Origin of the sequence: Streptococcus sp. GMD3S (assembly GCF_000298695.2) — a bacterium.
Classification (GTDB): Bacteria; Bacillota; Bacilli; order Lactobacillales; family Streptococcaceae; genus Streptococcus.
Map to the genome: position 1 here is coordinate 1 of NZ_AJRC02000046.1, position 973 is coordinate 973.

Here is a 973-nt window from a genome sequence, read left to right on the forward strand (position 1 = left end):
AGAAGAGATTCCGTTCACTACTGTGACACGTGAAAATCCACTCTTACTCAAAGGGAAGACTCAAGTCGTTACTAAAGGCGCTAACGGTCGTCGCAGTCATTACTACTCTGTGAGCACTAGTGCTGACGGTAAGGAAGTGAAAACTCTTGTAGATAGCCTTGTGACCCAAGAAGCAGTGACCCAAGTTATTGAAGTCGGAACTCTTGTAACCCATGTAGGGGACGAACACGGTCTTGCTCCAACCGCAGAAACAAAACCAAGACTGGATATCCAAGAGGAAGAAATTCCATTCACTACTGTGACACGTGAAAATCCTCAATTGCCAAAAGGACAAACGCAAGTTGTTACTAAAGGAGCTAACGGCCACCGTACTGCCTTCTACTCTGTGAGCACTAGTGCTGATGGAAAAGAAGAAAGAACGCTTGTCAATAGCGTGGTAACACAGGAAGCAGTCACTCAAGTTGTTGAAGTCGGCACTGCCGCTGAGAAAGCTGAGCAAACTGCACCAACTACTGCCAAAGCAGATGAAAAACAACTCCCTGCAACAGGAAGTCAAAACTCTGCAGGTTTGGTCGCAGCAGGACTCATGGCGACTCTAGCAGCCTACGGACTGACTAAGAGAAAAGAAGACTAAGATTCTTCTAAGAGAATACAAAAAAGCGAGATTGAATCTCGCTTTTTGTTATGATTAGTCACCAAGTCCGATACGTTCAAAGATATCCTCTACTCGTTTAGTGTAGTATGCAGGGTTGAAGATTTCGTCGATTTCTTCTTGAGTCAGACGTGAGGTTACTTCTGGATCGGCTTCCAAAAGTGGTTTAAAGTCTACTTGGTTGTCCCAAGAGTAAGCTGTTTTTGGTTGCACCAAGTCATAGGCTTGTTCACGCGTCATGCCTTTTTCAATCAAGGTCAACATCGCACGTTGGCTAAAGATAAGACCGAAAGTTGAGTTCATGTTGCGGATCATGTTTTC

At 44.7% G+C, this 973-nt stretch carries 1 protein-coding gene and 1 pseudogene; one reads left to right on the forward strand and one right to left on the reverse strand.

Annotation, left to right across the window (positions count from 1 at the left end):
- Positions 1-634, forward strand: a 634-nt coding sequence (locus GMD3S_RS10500; RefSeq protein WP_033587338.1) for a G5 domain-containing protein, incomplete at its 5' end; no start/stop codon positions are given.
- Between the two features lie 54 nt (positions 635-688).
- Here GMD3S_RS10500 and GMD3S_RS0209485 read toward each other — a convergent pair.
- Positions 689-973: pseudogene (locus GMD3S_RS0209485) on the reverse strand (adenylosuccinate lyase); the annotation flags it as partial.